This is a genomic window from Variovorax sp. LG9.2, assembly GCF_035018885.1.
Taxonomy (GTDB): Bacteria; Pseudomonadota; Gammaproteobacteria; order Burkholderiales; family Burkholderiaceae_C; genus Variovorax.
On sequence record NZ_JASJXB010000002.1, the window covers coordinates 303,558 to 321,828 of the forward strand.

The window sequence follows — 18,271 nt, forward strand, 5'->3', positions numbered from 1 at the left end:
CTCCATGGACAAACCGAATCAACTGCCGAGTGAAGCGCCCACCCACATCGATCTGCTCACCGACATCGAACTGTTGGGCATGCTGATGGCTGCAAGGCATCGGGTCTTGTTCTGGGACGGGCCGGCCGAGGCAATCGTCGTGGCGTGCGAGCGGGAACTCGACAAGCGGTCGCGTCCAGCGACACTCACAAGCAACCGGCTTGCGAAAAACTTCTAGAAGCGTATTGCCGGCCGCGCTCCACAGTTCGCATGCAATCCTTTCCTGAAGGATTCAGAGCGGTGGTCATCGGCGCATCGGGAGCGATAGGCGCGGCGATGGTGCGGCAACTCGAAGCCGATCCGCGCTGCGGCAGCGTGATCGGACTCGGGCGGAAGACTTTGCCATCCATCGATTTCAACGACGAAGCGAGCGTGGCCGCGGCCGCCGCCGCTATGGCATCTCGCGGTCCATTCCATTTGGTCGTGAACGCAGCCGGCGTACTGCACACGACCCGCTTCGCACCCGAAAAGCGTTTGTCTCAACTGGACTTCGCCCAAATGGCCGAGACCTTTCAAGTGAATGCCTTCGGGCCCGCGATGGTGCTGGCAAAGTTCGCACCGTTGCTCGACCGCCAACGCGCCGTATTGGCCGTGGTCTCGGCCAAGGTCGGCAGCATCGAAGACAACCGTTTGGGCGGCTGGTATAGCTATCGCGCGTCGAAGGCGGCACTCAATATGTTGCTCAAGACGGCAGCGATCGAAGTGCAGCGCGCGCAACCGAATGCCGTACTGGTGGCGCTGCATCCGGGCACCGTGGATTCGGCGTTGTCGGCGCCGTTTCGGGGTGCCGAAATCGGTCGTCCGGCAGCGGCCGCGGCGGCAGATCTGTTGCGCGTTATCGATGGTTTGAAACCGGAGCACACCGCCAGCTTCTTTTCGTACACCGGCGAGCGATTGCCTTGGTGAGTGAGGGTGGCCGGGCCAAGGCGTGCCTATGTCAGACGGCCTGTTCGTCGGATGGCATACGACGCATGTCAGAAGATGACCACGTCGGCACCGCCACTTTGGCTGATTGAAAAAGAACTATAAAGTAGTACATCTTGGGCCTAACGAAAAAGGCCCGATGGACGATCAAGACTCCTTTCTGCAACATCTTCGCGACGACCTTGCCGGTCGGCGTCGCGCGACCGCTGCCATCCGCGCAAAGATCATCGAGGCGCTGGGCGACAAGCTCTGTGGCAGCGGCACCGGCCCCAAGGGCGACGACCTCGCTGCGTTCGCTACCGCACAACAGCAAGAGAGGATGTCTGCGGCGCGGCTGCGTGCCTATTTCGCCAACCTGGCGGACCGCGTGATCCGAAGGGTGCGAGACCGGTCGTCCTGACCACTGTTTCACAACCACCGTCATACTCGCCCGTCCCAAAATTTTCGGTGACGGAGGTATTCCATGTCAGGTGACGGTTTTCATGCTCACGGCCCGCACGACCACGTGCTCGAACATCCCGCAGGCGACCATGGCCACAAAGCCGCGGACGACGACGCCGCGCCGCACTCGGGTCGTCGCACCATGACCGATCAGATCGCGGTGTGCACCGCAATCATCGCCACGGTCGGCGCTATCTTTTCGTACATGGGCGGCCTGACGCAGGCGAACGCCGGGCTCTACAAGAACAATGCCGGCATCAAGAAGACCGAGGCCTCCAATCAGTGGAATTACTACCAGTCCAAGAGCACGAAACAGTCGCTTGCGGAGTTCGCGCGCGATATGTCGCCTGAGGATCGCAGGGCCACATGGCAAGACAAGGCGGTGCGCTACGAGCGCGAGAAAGCCGAGATCCAGCTCGTGGCCCAAAAGCTAGAAACAGATGCCACCGACTGGGATCATCAATCCGAAACGCAAATGCACCAGCACCACCGTTGGGCCCAGGCGACCACTGCGCTGCAAGTCGCCATTGCGTTGGCGGCGATGGCTTTGCTGACCCGCAAGAAGTGGTTGGAGTGGGGCATGTTCGGCGTGGCCGGTATCGGCCTGGTGGTCGGCGCGCTGGCAATGCTGCACATCTGACTGCATCCCATGGATGACGCTATCAGCGTCTAGGATCGGGCGATGAACGATTCGCCACGCCTGCCGGGCCACCGGTTCCTGCATTCGCCCGGTCCGACCCGGGTGCCCGACGAAGTGCTGCACGCCATGAGCCGGCAGCCGATGGACCTGTCCGACCCGCGGCTCGACAACTGCATCGCCGCCTGCGAAGCCGGACTCAAGCGGCTGCTGCAAACCTTAGCGTCCGACGTCTACTTTTACGCCGCCAACGGCCACGGGGCATGGGAGGCGGTCATCGCCAATCTTGTGGCGCCGGGCCAGGCCGTGCTGGTACCGGGCACAGGGCACTTCTCCGAATCGTGGGCCGTGCAGACCGAGGCGATGGGCGGCCGCGTGATTCGCACGCCCTGGGTCGAAGGCTTGCCGATCGATCCGGCCGAGATCGAAGCGGTGCTGCGCGCCGATGAGGCGCACGAGATCACCGCCGTCTTCGTGGTGCACACCGACACGGCCAGTGGCATCACCAACGACCTGGCGGCGCTGCGTGCGGCCATCGACCGGGCTGGGCACCCGGCGCTCTTTGTCGTCGACGTGGTGGCTTCGCTCGCGGCGGCGCCGTTTGCCATGGACGCATTGCGGGCAGACGTGGCGCTCGGTGCCAGCCAGAAGGGCTTGATGGTGCCGCCGGGACTGGCGTTCGTCGCAGTCAATGCGCGCGCCATGGATGCCTCCCGCCTCAACACCACGCCACGGTTTTATTGGGACTGGCAACGGCGGCAGAGCCCGCTCGTCTACCGCAAGTTTTGCGGCACGCCGCCGCAGAGTCTGGTCTTTGCGCTGGAGGCATCGCTCGGCTTGATCGCGCTCGAGGGCATCGAAGCAGTGTTCGCGCGCCATCGGCGCATTGCCGACGCGGTACATGCCGCGGTCGCGTGCTGGAGCGAAGCGGGCGCGCTGAGTTTCTTTGCCACGGTGCCATTGTCGAGGTCGGTGTCAGTCACCACGATCGCGGTGGGCGAGGGCGTCGATCCTGAAGCGCTGCGAAGCATTGCACGCGAGCGCTTTCAGGTCGCAGTGGCCGGCGGTCTCGGGTCGCTTACGGGGCGCGCGTTTCGCATCGGCCATTTGGGCGATATGAACGAGGCCATGATCCTCGGCTGCCTCGCCGGCATCGAAGCAGCGATGACGGTACAGGGCATTCCGTTCGGCCGCGGCGGTGTCGATCGCGCTATATCCCGGCTTTCCCAGCTTTCCCCTTTGGCGGCAGACAATCGATTCATGCCGTGAATCAAAAGTCGGTCTGACGGGTCGATCGGAAAATGACGGTGCATGAGCAAAGTTGCACCGGTATCTCTCCCTCACTCCCTTCCAATCGACTCGTTGCAGCCCGATCAAGCGCGCCAGCCACGCGCGTCGCAAAACACACGCCTCGCGCAGTCCGCCACGGTGTTGATCGTCGACGACAACGCGATCAACCGGCGCCTGCTGCAAGCACTGCTCAAGCCCGAGGGCTACACCATTCAGTGCGCTTGCAGCGGACCCCAGGCGCTTTCTTTCATTGCCGAGTGCGCACCCGATCTCATCCTGCTCGACGTCGCAATGCCCGGCATGGACGGCTATGCCGTTGCAAAGAGCCTGAAGGCCGATGTCACCACCTGCGACATTCCCATCATCATGGTCACCGGGAAGGTCGACGCGAAGTCGCGTTTGGCTGGCCTGGAAGCCGGCGCCGAAGAGTTCCTGACGAAGCCGATCGATCGTGCCGAGTTGTGGCTGCGCGTACGCAACCTGCTTCGCCTGAAAGCGTCGAGCGATTTGCTGCGCCGGCATGCCGAGTTGCTCGCGAGCCAGGTGCAGGCGCGAAACGCGGATCTGCAGCGATTTCGTACGGCGATGAATGCCACCGCCGATGCGATTTTTCTGGTCGACCGCCAGACCATGCGTTTTGTCGAGGTCAACACGACTGCCTGCGAACTGCTCGGCTATTCGCGTGCAGAGATGTTCGAGCGCGGGCCGGCGAACCTGGGCAACGTCACGGTCGAACAGGTTGAAGGCATATTCGATGCGGCGATTGACGGACTCGGTCCGACCCAGCAATCGGAAGTCGATCTGCGCCGCAAGGACGGGAGCATCGTGACGGTGGAAGTCGAGCGACTGGCCCAGCGGTTCGGCAACAGCTGGCTCATCGTGGCGCTGGTGCGGGACGTTGGTGAACGGAAAGCCACTGAGCGCCAGTTGCATCGGCTTGCGAACTACGACGCGCTGACCAATTTGCCGAACCGGTCGCTGTTTCACGAAACGCTGCGCAACAACGTGAGCCCGAGCGCTGGTGGCACAGCGCCGCTGGCGGTGCTGATCGTCGACCTGGACCAGTTCAGGAACGTCAACGACACGCTGGGTCACGCCATCGGTGACGAACTGTTGCTGCACTTCAGCGCACGGCTGTTGCGTTGCATTACCCGACATGACGCGATCGGTCGGCTCGGTGGCGATGAGTTCGGCCTGATGTTGACACTGGACGCGCTGGCGCCGAGCGCCTGCGCGGTGGCCGAAAAAATACGCGACGTGCTTCGCGCACCATTCGATCTGCAGGGCCACGAAGTGGTCCTGACGGCGAGCATCGGCATCACTTTTTATCCGGAAGACGCGACGGACGCCGAAACGCTGCTGAAGTACGCCGACATCGCGATGTACCGCGCCAAGAAAACCGGGCGCGACACGTGGTGCTCTTTCACAGCGCAGATGAACCTGGACGCAATAGCCCGACACGATCTCGAAATGGCATTGCGGCGAGCGGTCGATAACGACGAGTTCGTCATCTATTACCAGCCCAAAGTGCGCCTGAGCGACGGCACGGTGTCAGGTCTGGAAGCTTTGTTGCGATGGCAGCGGCCGGGTCATGGCCTGATCTCACCCAGCGCTTTCATCCCCATGATGGAAGAGTGCGGTTTGATCGTACGCGTCGGCAATTGGGTGATCGACACCGTGTGCCGACAGATCGGCGAGTGGCTTCGCTCGCCGATCGGCGAGGTCGCAGTTTCGGTCAACGTGGCGGAGCGTCAGTTCGTCGAGAGCGACCTCGCGAAGCACGTTGTACTGGCGCTGGCACGCAACGAGATTCCGGCCGATCTGCTCGAACTCGAGCTGACCGAAGGCTCGCTCATGTCTAACACCGAGCGCACGCTCACGAGCCTGCAGGAGCTGAAGCAGCAGGGCGTGAAGATCTCGATCGACGACTTCGGCACCGGCTATTCGAGCCTGGCCTATCTCCGGCGTTTTCCCATCGACAAGTTGAAAATCGATATCGCTTTTATCAGGGACATCATCGCCACGCCCGACGACGCCGCCATCACGCTGGCGATCATCCGGCTCGCACACAATCTCAAGCTGGAAGTAATAGCCGAAGGGGTGGAAACCGCGGCGCAGCTGGCGTTCTTGAGGCACCACGGTTGCGAGCAGATTCAGGGCTACTATTTCAGTGCGCCGCTGCCGTTGCTGCAGACCGAAGCGTTGCTGCGAGAAGGACTTTCGTTGTCGATGCCACCGATCGTCAGGCCGACCAGGAACGTGCTGCGTCTGTGCTGAGCAGACAACAGATCGAGGTCCTCAGGCCTCGGTCTTGAGAAGCCCGCGGATGTTCATTGCAGCGAGGCAAAACTGCAAAGCCAGTAGGGCATAAGCCGAAGTGTGGATGCCCCAAGCAACCCACAACACGTTGCTTAAAAGGAAAATCCAAAAACCCACGTTGCGCCTCGGCTTCGAGCTGGAAGCCACCAGCCATGCAGCGACCACCGACGCCGCGAACGCGGGCCATTGAATGAGGGAGAGCAGGTCCAAAGCGGGATGTCCGGTGGGCGACGCTGCGGTCGCTGTGATTGCAGGAATCGCTTGTCCGTAGGCGATCAGGCAATGAACCCCGCCCGATGCGCCGCCCTTGTGCGCGGCCATCGCACAAAGCTGTGGTCGCCGCCCTACGTCGTTGCTTTGTCGAACCCCACGTGGCGAATCGGCTGGATGCGGTGCACGCGACGTTGCAGAGCAAAGCGGTGGGCGCACGGGGAGCAGCCGAGGGCAGCCCGCCAGGTCAGCCCTCTCGCTGCACTGCCAGCGGCCGGATTTCCAGCCCGTGGCGAGGCAACAAAAACGCCAGCGCGACGATCGCCAGGCTGATCGCGAGCATCGTGACGAAGGTGAGATGCAGCGAACCCGCGAGCGTCAGCCGAATTGCCATTTCGCTGGCAGGAGAAGTCAGCGTCCCCTGCAGCAATTGGCGCAGCTGGTCTTCGGTGAACAAGCCCGCGCCACCAGCCGTTCCGGCTTGCGTCAGCCCGTAATTGAACACCGCGCCGAAGAAGGTCGCTCCCAACGCGCTGCCCAGGTTGCGGGAAAAAATGTTGGAAGCCGTGGCGCTGCCGCGCTGCGTGATCTCGACCGATTCCTGGATCAGGATGAGCGAACTCAGGCTGAGCAATCCCATGCCGAGCCCTACCAGAAACGATCCGACGCCGGCGATGTACACGGATGTCTCCGGCCCCATCGTCGCGAAGGCGAGGGCACCGAACGGCACCAGCACCGACCCCGTTAACACAAGGCGCCAAAGGCCGAAGCGCTGAAAGGTTCGCGATGCGAGCGTGGCACCGATGGGCCAGCCGAGCATCACCATCGTCAACGCCAGGCCGGCGACGACCGACGAATGTTTCAGCACCACCTGCACGTACATCGGCAAGAACGTGGTGATGCCGATCAGCGCCATGCCCGACAGAATCGCAGCGCCGTTGACCGTGGCGATGACGCGGCGGCCCCACAGCTGGAAAGACACCATCGGATCGGGTGCGCGCCGCTCTTGCATCACGAAGAGTCCCAGCGTGATGACGAACACCAGCGCCCAGCCCATCGCGGCGCCCTCGTGGCCGAGCCCGAACTCGGTGAGCGCAATCATCAGGGCCGCGATGCCGAGCGTGAACAAAAACGCGCCGATCAGGTCGATCGAGCCGCGCCGTGCGATCGGTGCTTCGCGCAAGAAAAGCCAGAAGCCGGCTGCGGCTGCGATGCCGATCGGCACGTTCATCCAGAAGATCCAGCCCCACGACAGCTTTTGCACGATGAGCGCGCCGAGCATTGGTCCGAGCACCGCGGAAATGGCCCATACGCTGGCCAGGTAGCCCTGTACCTTGCCGCGTTCGCGCACCGGATACAGATCGCCGACGATGGTGAGCGCCACCGGCTGCACGGCGCCCGCGCCGACGCCCTGAATAAGCCGGAAACAGATCATGGCGGGCATCGACCACGCGAAACCGGCGAGTACCGAACCCAGCAGAAAGATCGCGATGCCGATCAGCATCACGGGTTTGCGACCATACACATCGGAGAGCTTGCCGAAGACCACGGTCATCGCTGTTTGTGCCAGCAGAAAGGACGCGAAGACCCAGCTGTAAAGATGCAGGCCGCCGAGCTGCGACGCGATTTGCGGCATGACCGTCGAGACGATGGTGGCCTCGATCGCCACCATGGCCATGGAGGCCATGACCGCCGCGATCACCAGCGGACGATGGGTTGTCTTTACGGATTCGGCGGAAGATGTCATTTCGGTCCCGCGAACGTCGATCGATTCGACGCCGAGCGGCGGCCTACATCCTATCGGCGAGCGTCGGCCCTTGCCGACGCTGGGGCTCTCGCACCTTATCGGGTCAGATGCGCGCCACGGCCCATTGCGAAACGCGTTCAAACACCGACATCGCCTTGAGCTCGTCGTGCCGGCGGATTTTGGCGAGGCGTGCCGTCCGCAGTGCAGCAACGGATTCGAGTGCGCGGGCGACGGCTTCGGACGCGCCGCCATCGCGATTGGGGTCGCATCGAACCGTGTAGGCCACTTCGCGAAGGTCCTTGATGCTCAGTCGGGAGGTGCCCGGAAAGTAGTTGGCGAGTGTCAACACGGAGAGGGCCTCAGGCGATGAATTGGGAAAAAGTTAAACCGACCATGTAAGCAATTGTGATTACTATTTGTGCTGCAGGCCAGCATTAATTTCACAACTTATGCCCTCAGACGGCTTTGTCCTACAAAACTTCTGAGATCAGCGATTTGGACCGAACAGCTGGCTTCCGGTCCCCGTATTCCGGGCATCGGCGCGCCAGGTTGTGCCGATCATCGATGGATGTACCGGGTGATCCACCTTCATGTCGCCGCGCCGGCAAAGCCGGATGCGGGCCAGCCCTGCAACGGCTGCGGCGTGTGCTGCGTAAGCGAGCCGTGTCCTGCGGGTGCGATTGTCAGCCGCCGATTGCGCGGCGCCTGTGCGGCGCTGATCTGGAACGACGACCAGGGCGCCTATCGGTGCGGGTTGATCGAGCAGCCTGCCAACTTCTTGCCGAAAGCTTTGCGACGGGCCGCGCCGTGGGTCGCGCACTGGGCTCACCGATTCGTCGCTGCGGGCCGCGGCTGTGATTCCAGTGTGACCGTGGAAAGCGGCTGAGCGGCGAAAGGCGCCCGGTTGGCGCCTTTTTCTCTAGCGTCTTTGGCGCGCCCTGGCGGCGCCGAAGTCCAGATAGGCCGTGGGAGCGAATGCCGGCTGCGGCTTGACCGGCTGCATCTCGTGCTCGGAAAAGTCCATGAAATCAGTCGGTGCAAAGTTAGTGTCGTGCGTGCGTTCGCGCTCTGCCTGACGCTCCCGCGAACTTTCGCGCAGACGCGCCAGGTCGGCCCGGACTTCGACGAGCGTGCGTTGCGGCTTGCCGGTACGCGGGGTTGAGGCCATTGCAGGCGTGTGTGTGGGCATCTGTGCGGGCGTCGGTGCGAGTGCCAGCGCGAGTGCCGGTGCGGCTTTCACCGGGGTTGCCGCTTTGAGGGACACCGGCACAGAGACCGGCACGGTCAAGGTGATTACCGTGGCAGTGGCCGGCGCTGCCTCCTTCACTTTCGCGGGTATGGGCCGCGCATCGGTTCTAGGCAGAGGCGACGACCGCGTGGCAGACCTTGCCGAAGCATCGACCCTCGACTTCGTGGACGCGCGTTTGCCGCGTGTCGGCCCAAAGCCAGCGAGGATGTGGCGAAGTCTGCCAAGCCAACGAGGTGAGTTCATGTCGTGTGTAACCAAAAGTTCGCACGATTGTTAAACGGCTGCGTCGAAAGTCGAACGAGTTACAGACAGTTGACATTTGGGGACTGGGCAGAACTCCACAGATTCGGCTGTCATGATGACGCATCGATCCAGCAAACCAAGAAAGAAGCCGTCCATGAAATACGTTCGTCTCGGTCAGACCGGCCTTCAGGTGTCGCGCCTCTGCCTCGGCTGCATGAGCTACGGCGAACCCGAGCGCGGCAATCACCCGTGGACCTTGCCGGAGGCGGCGAGCCGCCCGTTCCTGAAGAAGGCGCTCGACTTCGGCATCAACTTCTTCGACACCGCCAACGTCTATTCGGATGGCAGCAGCGAAGAGATCGTCGGCCGTGCGTTGGCCGACTACACACGCCGGGAAGACGTCGTCATTGCGACCAAGGTGAACAGCCGCATGCGGCCTGGTCCGAACGGCGCCGGCTTGTCGCGCAAGGCGATCATGGGTGAGATAGACGCCAGCCTGAAGCGGCTAGGCACCGACTATGTCGACCTGTATCAGATCCATCGCTGGGACTACGGCACACCGATCGAAGAAACCATGGAAGCGCTGCACGACGTGGTCAAGGCGGGCAAGGCGCGCTATATCGGCGCATCGTCGATGTTCGCGTGGCAGTTCGCGCGTGCGCTCGCGGTTGCCGACGCGCACGGCTGGACGCGCTTCGTATCGATGCAGAACTACGTGAATCTGCTCTACCGCGAAGAAGAGCGCGAGATGCTGCCGCTCTGCCGCGACCGGAACATCGCCGTCATTCCGTGGAGCCCGATGGCGCGCGGCCGCCTGACGCGCGATTGGGACACCACCAGTGCCCGCGTCGAAACGGATGATTTCGGTCGCTCGCTGTACGCGAAAACGGCCGACGCCGACCGCGCCGTGGTCGAGGCGGTGGCTAAAGTCGCGGCCGGGCTGGGCGTTCCGCGCGCCCAGGTCGCGCTGGCCTGGGTGCTGCAAACGCCGGGCATCACCGCGCCGATCATCGGTGCAACCAAACTGGAACAACTCGACGATGCAGTCGCAGCGCTGGCGCTCACGCTGAGCGCCGAAGACATTGCCGCACTCGAGGCGCCGTACGTGCCGCACGCAGTGGTCGGGTTTTCTTGAATTTCAGCCTGAAGTGCAGGCCGAATTTCAAGCCGCGCTGGGCTGCCGTTCACGCTCACGAATCCACCACGTCGCCAGTTCCTGCGCCGGCATCGGCTTCGCAATGTAGAAGCCCTGCAGCTCGTCGCACCTGGCGCCCCGCAGCATTGCGGCTTCCTGCTCCTTCTCGACGCCTTCGGCCACCACCTGCAAACCCAAGGTGTGGCCGAGCCCGATGATGGCGCGCGCAATCGCCAGGTCGGCTGGCTCGTCGAGCATCCGGTGCACGAAGGAACGATCGATCTTGAGCTTGTCGATCGGGAAGCGGTTCAGGTAGTTGAGGCTCGAATAGCCCGTGCCGAAATCGTCGATCGACAGCAACACCCCGAGCGACTTGAGTGCGTGCAACTGCGCCAGTGTTTGCTCCGCCGAATCCATCAACGTCGATTCGGTCAGCTCGATCTCGATGTCCGCCGGGCGCACGCCGTTGACCTCGATGGCGTCTCGCAGCACGCCGATCAGCTCGCTGTCGCGCAACTGCAGCGCCGACATGTTGATCGACACCGGCACCGCGCCGAGCCCTTCGTCGCGCCACGCAGCGTACTGCTCGCAAGCCCGCGCGATCACCCAGGCGCCGATGCGCACGATCTGCCCCGACTCCTCCGCGATCGGAATGAAATCGGCCGGCGGCACCTGGCCGAGTTCTTCGTTGCGCCAGCGCAGCAAGGCCTCGACGCCGATGGGCTCGCCGCTGTGCGCATCGATACGCGGCTGGTAGTTCAGGCTCAGTTCGCCGCGCTCGATGGCATGGCGCAGCTTCGACTCGAGGTGCAGACGCTTCTGTGCGCGCTCGTTCATTTCCGCGGTGAAAAAGCGCGCCATGTCGCGGCCGCTGGCCTTGCTCTGGTACATCGCGACGTCGGCGTGGCGCATCAGTGTGTCTATGTCGGTGGCGTCGTCGGGGTAGACCGCCATGCCGATGCTGCACGATACATTCAGCTCGACGCCGTCGATCTCGTGCGTGCGTCGGATCAGCGGCATCAGCTGGCGCTCGACCATCGACAGCATCTCGTCGCTGTCGGCCACGCCGTTCAGCACCACCACGAACTCGTCGCCACCGAGACGACTCACCGTGTCCCCGACCCGCACTGCCTCCAGCAAGCGTCGCGCGACCGAGCGCAGCAATGCGTCGCCGACGTGATGACCGAGCGAGTCGTTGATGTTCTTGAAGCGATCGAGGTCGATAAAGAGCACGCCGACGCGCTGGCCCGTGCGTTGCGCCTGCGCCATGGCAAGCCGCAGCCGCTCCAGGCAAAGCGACCGGTTGGGCAGCTCGGTCAGCACATCGTGCAACGCGAGAAACCGGATGCGCTCTTCGCTGCGTTTGCGATCGGTGATGTCGATCGAAGTGAAGATGTAGTGCGAGATCTTGTCGGGGCCGTCGCGGACCACGCTGGCCATGAGCCACGCCGGATAGGTGATCCCGTTGCGCCGCCGCACGCTCGCTTCACCTTGCCACGAGCCGCGCTGGTCGAGCACCGGCCACAGGTCGCCCAGGTTCACCGTGACATCGGCGAGCAGTTGTTCGGGCTTGGCGCCGATCAATTCGCGAAGCTCATGCCCGGTGTGGCGGCACAGCGCACGGTTCACCGTGAGGATCGCGTGCTCCGCGTCGATGATCATGATGCTTTCGGACGACGCCTCGAACACCTTGGCCCACAGTTCGAGGCGCTGCTCCATCAACTTCAGATGGTTGATCGGCGTGAAGGCGGTAAGCACCGCGTCCTGGCCCTGGTAGCTGAGCCGGCGCGCAGACAGCACGGCCCATGACGGCTCGGCGCCGCCTTTCCATTGCACTTCGAATTCATCGACGGCGTTGCGGTCCGACAGCTGCTGGAAGAACCGCGCGCGCACCGCAGGGTCGAGGCCGAGTGCCCACGGATCGAGCGTGCGGCCACCGAGCCAGGCCTGCGCCGGGTCGTTGGCGTTGAGCACCTCGTGGCCCGGAATGGCGGTAACCATCAACGGAATCGGAATGGCGGCGACCAGATCGCGCTGCGCTTCTGCCGCCCGCGCAGTGGCGGCCAGCTCCTGCTGAATGCGCCGCTCGCGGTCGAGCTGCGCCAGCATGTCGTTGAAGCCGAGCACGAGCCGTCCGATTTCGTCGCCGCTATCCCACTGCGCGCGCAGGCTGTGGTCGCCCGTGCGGCGCACCGTGTCGACCACACCGGAGAGGCGGCGCAGCGGCACCGAGATTTGCCGGGCGACGTAGAACACCGCCGTCAGGATCATCATGAGCAGGAACAACGCCGTGCCCAGGTGCAGCCACATCCGCGTGAAGAAGCCGTGCTCGCGCGCGCTCAGCATGGTGTCGAGCTCTTTGCTCGCGAGCGACCAAGCGTTGTCGAGGTCGGCGAAGAGCGCTTGCTGATCGGCCTCGAAATTGGTGAGCTCGCTGGCGCTGCCCGCTTCGAGTGCGCTGCGGGCCGAGCGCCGGAACCGGTCGATCCCGGCCAGCAGGCGCACGCGCGAGGCGTCGAGATTCGCTTTGAGCGGACCTTTCGCTGCAGAAAATGCTTCGCTGTAGTCGCTGTTGATGCCGGTCGCTATGGCGTCGATCCGACCTTCGAGGATGAAGTACTGCGTGCGCGATTCCATCAGGGCCAAGCCGCGGCCGCCGATCTTGTGCAACTGCGCGTCCATGCTGGCACCCAGCTCCATCAGCTCCGGAAAACGCAGCAGCACCAGCGACATCGTGTAGTAGCTGTCGAGGTCGGGGTCGAGAATCAGGTTCGACTGGTTGCCGATGCGGATGACCAGGGCGCGGCCGCTTTCCAGCACGATTCGGGCCGCCACAGCCTTGTCCGCATCGGCCGCCTTGGACAACTGCTCTATGCCGTCGACGAATTCATCGCTGGCCTCGCTGCTGCGCATGCCGTCGCCGTGCGAGCGCTCGGCTTGGCGCAACGCTGACGCGGGCGATAGGACGGCGGTGCGCCAGCCGGCCAAAGCCAACAACGACGGCCGCAACTCGGCGATGTAGGCCGTGCCCGCCATCTCCTTGCGACCGAAGTCGATGGCGATGAACTTTTCGTTGATGAGAATGCCGCTGATGAAAATGACCGCGGTCAGATCCAGCAAATAGATGACCAGTAGTTTGCGACCAACGCTGAGCCGGCCCAGGCGGCGAGAAAGAAATTGCAGCATATGACTCCGAAGTACGGCAGACCGATGCAAGGCGCGTGCCCTCACAGGCTGTTTGCCGCGAGCCCCGTTGAAATTGGCCGGTATCAGCCGAAAAGCAGCCGCGCACCGAGCGCGAGAACGAACGCCGGCGGCATCACGATGGCGCCCAATTTCAGAAACCGCCAGAAGCCGACGTTTTCGCCTTCGCGACGGATCGCTGTGAGCCACAAAATGGTCGCCAGCGAACCGGTCACCGACAGATTGGGGCCGAGGTCCACACCGATCAGCAGCGCATCGATGACCTGCTGCGGCGGGTGCGCCAGCGCCACGGCCGAACTCGCGACCAGACCGGCGGGGAGGTTGTTGACCAGGTTCGATGCGACCGCGACAAGCCCACCCGAAATCCACGCGGTGGCATCCGGCGATCGCTCCACGCCCGCGACCAGTTGCCGAGCCAGTTGCGCGATGACGCCGGTCGCAGCCAGCGCTTCGACCAGCACGAACAGGCCGGCCACCAACGGCAGCACCGACCAAGAAACGCCTTTGACGGTTTCCCAAGGGGACTCGCGGGCAATGACCAACACGATCGCGGTGGTCAGCACACCCATGACGGCGGTCGGCATGCCGAGCTGCAAGTCGAGCGCCGAAACGACCAGCAGCGCGACGGCAGTAAGGCCGAGGCCGGCCAGCGCCGAGCGGGCGCCGGTCGAGAGCGGCGTGACCTGGACGTTGCTTTGGCAAGTGACCGGAAGCCGGCGACCCTCCGTGCAGCGCAGTGCGACGTAGGTCGCCACGATCGACAGCAACGAGGGCACAGCGAAACGCGCGAGCCAGGGGCCGAGCGGCGGTGTGTGATCGCCGTACAGCACGATGTTGGCCGGGTTTGAAATCGGCAGCACGAAACTCGCCGCGTTGGCGATGAACGCGCAGATGAACAGGTAAGGCAAAGGCTCGACCTTGGCCTTGCGCGCCGCGGCATAAACGGCAGGCGTCAGCACCACCGCCGTGGCGTCGTTGGACATAAAAGTGGTTACCACAACGCCCACGCCGTAGATCAGCAGGAAGAGTCGCTGCGGCGAACTCCGCGAGTGATTGACAGCCACCGCCGCGACCCAGTCGAACAGGCCCTCGCGCCGGGCTGTCTCAGACAGCAGCATCATCCCGATCAGAAACAAGTAGACGTCGCATCCTTTGCCGACAGCTTGCAATGCGTTGTCGATCGGCAGCAAGCCCGACACGAGCAGCAGCAGGGCGCCGCTCACGGCCCAGACGGCTTCAGGCCATTTGAATGGCCGCACGATGACGCCGGCCGCAGTCAGCGCGGCGATGGCCCAGGCTGCGAGGTGGGCTTCATGGGGAGCGAGGGTCATGAGGTGAACGATGGTGCGGATTTCACCAGTGCCGGCCGTTCGCGCTGCTTCCGGTCGGGTCCCGAGCGGGCCTTACTCCGGTCATGCGCCCTATGTTGCGAACCCAGGCGGAGGCGACAACCGACCCTGCTATTGGAGGAAGGTCGAGTCCTTCTCCATCATCATTCTCGCCATCGCGGCGAATGCCATTGCCGGTTCCAGGCCCCTGTCCATTGCGACGCGGTGTTGTAAGGCACTGCGGACGGCCGCTTCCGGCGGTGGCCGTAGCAGCATTGCCTCGCCGGCCGCCTGAGCCACTACCTGAACTTCACAGGCGCGCTGCAAGTGATACAGGTCTAGAAAAGCATGTGCCAAGCTCGGTCCGCAGGCCAGCAGCCCATGATTGCGCAGAATCATCAACGACTTGCTGCCCAGATTTTTGGCAAGGCGTTCCCGCTCGCTGCGGTCAAGGGTGATGCCCTCGAAATCATGATACGCAATGGCATCTGTGTAAAACATCGACGTGAAACTCAAGGGCAACAGTCCGCCCTTCTGGCATGCGACGGCTTGACCCGCCGTCGTATGCGTGTGCGCGACGGCATGCGCGTCAGGCCGCGCTGCATGGATGGCAGAGTGGACGATGAAGCCCGCGGGATTCACTGAGTAGGCAGACTCACCAATGATCTGACCCTCAACGTCGATCTTGACCAGGTTCGAGGCACGAACTTCGCCGTATCTCAGTCCGAACGGATTGATCAAGAAATAGGGTGTGTCTGGCACACGAACAGTGATGTGGTTGTAGATCAGTTCGTGCCAGCCGAAATGGTCAAAGAGCCGATACGCGCAAGCGAGCTCCTGGCGGGCCTTCCATTCCGAGTCGGACATCGATGCATCGCGGGCGGTAGGTATTACTTTGGCAAAGATGTCCGTCACATCAGACTCCTGTTACTGAAGATAAGCGGAGCATATGTCATTGGACAGATCGGGCGTCAGGCTGACTGACGCTTGCGCACCTTGAACTGCCCCAGAAGTCGTTGAGCCCTAAAAATCTTGAGGCGATTCAACATAGATCGAACATATCTTCGGCACATCACGTGTCAGAGCGTGACAGAACCTCGTTGGCATGAACGATCGCACACGCGATCTCTTCGATGGGTACACGCTTGCTCATCGCTTGCTCACGAATTGCCCGGTAGGCTTCGCTATCGCTCATGTTTCTCGTCCTTACAAGGATGGCCTTAGCTTCATTGATCTGATTCACCGCTAGCAGCTTCTGCTCAAGCCGTGCCACCCTTCGCCGCAGATCGCGAACTTCGGCATGCACATTCTTTGCCATTGCGAGTGACGAAAGAATTCCGGTCGGTCGAATGGGTGTGGCCAACACCGCGCGCGCTCCCATCCGCAACGCAGCATCGACAACGGTTGGGTTTTCGTAACTGATGATGGCAATGAACGGTATCAGCGGTTGTTCGATCATCCACGTGCACTTAACGGCAGCATGATCGGGCAGCACAGCGCAAAATATCAGGTCGACTGCGTCCGGCAATTCGGGGAGTGGTGGCCACATAGTGATGACCTGGCATCCAATTCGCTGGAGTTGCTGCACCAGAAGCTCGCTGTCAGAGTCTTTTGGGTGAAATACCATCACACGCAGATTTCGCAGGTTGCGCAGCAGGTCTGGAGTCGAATGCTGCATTCGACCAGCAACACCGCGTTCGACGCCGGTTTTATTCACTGGAGGGCCTTGACTTCTTTGCTACGGACACGCCTCTCTTCCGTCGTGTGAGTGACGCGGTAGGGTTCCGGGTCAACGCCATCGAGCGACTCGGCCACGATGTCGAAGCTACCGTCGGTTGTCACCCGTCCGATACGTGGATATAGCCGCGTGTGGTGATTGGCAGGGTCGATGCACACCCGACCTTGGGGCGCTTCGAACTCACTGCCGAGCAAATACGGTAGGAGTCGGTCGATTTCATCGGAGCCCGCCTGTTGCATGGCGCGTGCGAACATGTGAACTTGAAAGTACGCTGCCTCCCAACACATGTTGGGATCAACTTGACTGCCAAAAAGAGCTTTGTAGCGCGCAAGGCATGCGCGGTTGATTTTCGAATCGACCGATTGGAAATAGGGCGCAGCCGTGATATGCCCTGCAGCAATCCGAAGGCCCATTTCAGAAACCTCGACTTCACCAGTCGTGAGGCTCGCGATGGGAATCTTTGAAGGATTCAATCCAGCATCCGCGTAAGCCTGATAGAGCATGCGCGTACCTTTACCAACCACGGTTGAGAATACGAAATCGGGCTGCATGGCCCTTATCTCCTGAACGATCGGCAAGAAGTCTCTTTCAGTCGCATCGAGTCGCACATAGCGCTCAGCAAGCTTGGCACCGCCGGGACGTTCGAGAATGAAATCGCTCATGATGCGATTCGACTCATAGGGGTAGATGTAGTCGCTGCCAACAAGGTAGACGCGCTTGCCGAAATGTTTGAACATGTACTCAGCGAGCGGTGCGCTGTTTTGGTTCGGCGCCGCGCCGGTGTAGATGATGTTCCGTGAGAACTCGAAGCCTTCGTAGGGAGTCGGATAAAAAAGAAGGCGTTGCCACTTCTCGACCACCGGCATCACTGCCTTTCGTGTTGTCGACATGTAGCAACCGAAGATCACGTTGACGTCGTCTTCCTGAATCATCTTCTCGGCCAGCAAGCGGTAGTTGCGGGGAATGCACTCCGGGTCGTAGTGAATGGCTACCAACTCACGGCCATCGATGCCACCGGCGTCATTGACTTCACGGATCGCAAAATAGGTTCCGAGCAACTGCGAAAGCTCAACACGCGAGGTGATGCCGTTACGTGAAAAAAGCACACCGACACGAATAGGGTCCGAATTAGCCATAAGCGATCACTTCCGGGGTTGAACTACGCACCATTCACGGGTTCGACAGTTCGAACAGCGTGAACATCTGCGCCGTGTTCTCGGCACGACTCCACTAGCGCACCTTTGTGAAGCCGAACTGCTGCTTGATTGCCCGGAACGGGTGCTCGACCCTGGCTCGGATACGGACATTCGTGGTCGAGAAACCCGCGCGTGCGGGTCTGCTTGTTGGACAGGTTCAGGCCCAGGGCAAGCCATTTGGGAGGCATCACGCGTTTGGAGCTCATGGCTTCGGATCATGCAAAGATCGAGCCTGTTTTTCAGACTACTCTTAACGAGTCACTGGATGGAAAGAGTTAATTTAGAAAATATACGGCCATACGCCTTGACAGCACATCACGCGTTAATTTAGTGTGGTGGCAACATTATTTTTGCCGTCGACAGCTTGGTTGACCAGCAAATCGGCACTAACGCCCGGTACGACCACTTCGGTCGGATCGGGCGTTTTTATTTGCAGATCGTCTTTTGCGTACTTCGGCGTGCAAGTAGCTTTTCTCAACTCACCAAGGAAAAACCATGATTCACGGAGACATATCGAGCAGCAAAGACACCGTCGGCGTGGCGGTCGTCAACTACAAGATGCCGCGGCTGC

The 18,271-nt window shown here is 62.0% G+C and carries 17 protein-coding genes; 8 read left to right on the plus strand and 9 right to left on the minus strand.

The genetic code is table 11. The annotated features are described in order from the left end of the window. Window positions 1-4: 4 nt before the first annotated feature. The 6 genes from QN413_RS03510 to QN413_RS03535 all read left to right on the plus strand — a co-directional run bounded on the left by QN413_RS03510 (window position 5) and on the right by QN413_RS03535 (window position 5,608). Window positions 5-217 carry a hypothetical protein gene (locus tag QN413_RS03510; RefSeq protein ID WP_323495256.1) on the plus strand — a complete coding sequence of 71 codons (213 nt, stop codon included), beginning with the start codon at window positions 5-7 and terminating at the stop codon, window positions 215-217. 32 nt (window positions 218-249) lie between these two features. Then, window positions 250-945, plus strand: a complete 696-nt coding sequence (locus QN413_RS03515; protein ID WP_323495257.1) for an SDR family NAD(P)-dependent oxidoreductase — start codon at window positions 250-252, stop codon at window positions 943-945. 157 nt (window positions 946-1,102) lie between these two features. Further along, entirely contained in the window at window positions 1,103-1,363 is a 261-nt protein-coding gene (locus tag QN413_RS03520; protein ID WP_323495258.1) for a hypothetical protein, read from the plus strand. Between the two features lie 63 nt (window positions 1,364-1,426). Then, entirely contained in the window at window positions 1,427-2,044 is a 618-nt protein-coding gene (locus QN413_RS03525; protein WP_323495259.1) for a DUF4337 domain-containing protein, read from the plus strand. Between the two features lie 42 nt (window positions 2,045-2,086). Then, a complete protein-coding gene (locus tag QN413_RS03530) occupies window positions 2,087-3,310 on the plus strand; it encodes a pyridoxal-phosphate-dependent aminotransferase family protein (protein WP_323495260.1) in 1,224 nt (407 codons plus the stop codon). A 42-nt stretch (window positions 3,311-3,352) separates the two neighbouring features. After that, entirely contained in the window at window positions 3,353-5,608 is a 2,256-nt protein-coding gene (locus QN413_RS03535) for an EAL domain-containing protein (RefSeq protein WP_323495261.1), read from the plus strand. Window positions 5,609-5,629: 21 nt separating this feature from the next. On the opposite strand, the gene QN413_RS03540 is transcribed toward QN413_RS03535, so the two are convergent. From QN413_RS03540 to QN413_RS03550, 3 genes are all read right to left on the minus strand, one after another. After that, window positions 5,630-5,971, minus strand: a complete 342-nt coding sequence (locus tag QN413_RS03540) for a hypothetical protein (RefSeq protein WP_416352124.1) — start codon at window positions 5,969-5,971, stop codon at window positions 5,630-5,632. A gap of 136 nt (window positions 5,972-6,107) precedes the next feature. Beyond that, window positions 6,108-7,607: an MFS transporter gene (locus QN413_RS03545; RefSeq protein ID WP_323495262.1), complete on the minus strand. Its 1,500-nt coding sequence runs from the start codon at window positions 7,605-7,607 to the stop codon at window positions 6,108-6,110. A gap of 103 nt (window positions 7,608-7,710) precedes the next feature. Further along, window positions 7,711-7,956 (minus strand): hypothetical protein, encoded by a 246-nt coding sequence (locus QN413_RS03550; RefSeq protein WP_323495263.1) that lies wholly within the window; start codon window positions 7,954-7,956, stop codon window positions 7,711-7,713. A 219-nt stretch (window positions 7,957-8,175) separates the two neighbouring features. On the opposite strand from QN413_RS03550, the gene QN413_RS03555 reads away from it, so the two are divergent. Further along, window positions 8,176-8,493: a hypothetical protein gene (locus QN413_RS03555; protein WP_323495264.1), complete on the plus strand. Its 318-nt coding sequence runs from the start codon at window positions 8,176-8,178 to the stop codon at window positions 8,491-8,493. 33 nt (window positions 8,494-8,526) lie between these two features. Here the strand turns inward: QN413_RS03555 and QN413_RS03560 are convergent, their stop codons facing one another. After that, window positions 8,527-8,934: a hypothetical protein gene (locus QN413_RS03560; protein WP_323495265.1), complete on the minus strand. Its 408-nt coding sequence runs from the start codon at window positions 8,932-8,934 to the stop codon at window positions 8,527-8,529. A 319-nt stretch (window positions 8,935-9,253) separates the two neighbouring features. Here QN413_RS03560 and QN413_RS03565 point away from each other — a divergent pair, with 319 nt between their 5' ends. After that, entirely contained in the window at window positions 9,254-10,234 is a 981-nt protein-coding gene (locus tag QN413_RS03565) for an aldo/keto reductase (RefSeq protein ID WP_323495266.1), read from the plus strand. 27 nt (window positions 10,235-10,261) lie between these two features. On the opposite strand, the gene QN413_RS03570 is transcribed toward QN413_RS03565, so the two are convergent. The 5 genes from QN413_RS03570 to QN413_RS03590 form a co-directional block, all read right to left on the minus strand. After that, on the minus strand, window positions 10,262-13,420 hold the full coding sequence (locus QN413_RS03570) for an EAL domain-containing protein (protein WP_323495267.1): 3,159 nt from the start codon (window positions 13,418-13,420) through the stop codon (window positions 10,262-10,264). An 83-nt stretch (window positions 13,421-13,503) separates the two neighbouring features. After that, on the minus strand, window positions 13,504-14,769 hold the full coding sequence (locus tag QN413_RS03575) for an arsenic transporter (protein ID WP_323495268.1): 1,266 nt from the start codon (window positions 14,767-14,769) through the stop codon (window positions 13,504-13,506). 129 nt (window positions 14,770-14,898) lie between these two features. Further along, window positions 14,899-15,681, minus strand: coding sequence for a class II aldolase/adducin family protein (locus tag QN413_RS03580; RefSeq protein WP_323495269.1), 783 nt, complete (start codon window positions 15,679-15,681; stop codon window positions 14,899-14,901). Window positions 15,682-15,838: 157 nt separating this feature from the next. Beyond that, window positions 15,839-16,483, minus strand: a complete 645-nt coding sequence (locus QN413_RS03585; RefSeq protein WP_323495270.1) for an ANTAR domain-containing response regulator — start codon at window positions 16,481-16,483, stop codon at window positions 15,839-15,841. Further along, the gene (locus QN413_RS03590; RefSeq protein ID WP_323495271.1) at window positions 16,480-17,640 is read right to left on the minus strand and encodes a transporter substrate-binding domain-containing protein; all 1,161 of its coding nucleotides are present in this window, start codon (window positions 17,638-17,640) and stop codon (window positions 16,480-16,482) included. The genes QN413_RS03585 and QN413_RS03590 overlap by 4 nt, the downstream gene beginning before the upstream one ends. Between the last annotated feature and the right edge of the window lie 631 nt (window positions 17,641-18,271).